This window comes from Enterobacter sp. J49 (assembly GCF_002148625.1).
Classification (GTDB): domain Bacteria; phylum Pseudomonadota; class Gammaproteobacteria; order Enterobacterales; family Enterobacteriaceae; genus Enterobacter; species Enterobacter ludwigii.
On the sequence record NZ_MWPY01000053.1, the window covers coordinates 1 to 311 of the forward strand.

Consider the following 311-nt stretch of genomic DNA (forward strand, 5'->3'; position numbering starts at 1 on the left):
GAATGGTCAGGCGCACGATCGGCGGCAGCGCGAAGATAATGGTCACGACCACGCCCGGCACGTTGCCGATACCGAACAGCATGACGATCGGCACCAGATAGACGAAGGCCGGAGTGGTCTGCATCGCGTCGAGCAGTGGCCTGATGACTTTGGCGGCGTGCTTGCTGCGCGCCAGCCAGATGCCGAGCGGCAGGCCGATAAGGATGCAGAAGAACAGTGCGGTCAGCACCAGCGCCAGCGTGACCATCGCCTGCGACCAGGCGCCGATGGCGCCGATGGCGACCAGGGAGAGCAGCGTTGCGGCACCCATG

1 protein-coding gene is annotated in these 311 nt (G+C 65.3%); it reads right to left on the reverse strand.

The features are described from left to right. Positions 1-311 (reverse strand): ABC transporter permease subunit (locus BJP35_RS24085; RefSeq protein ID WP_143349646.1); only part of this gene is annotated, 311 nt, incomplete at both ends.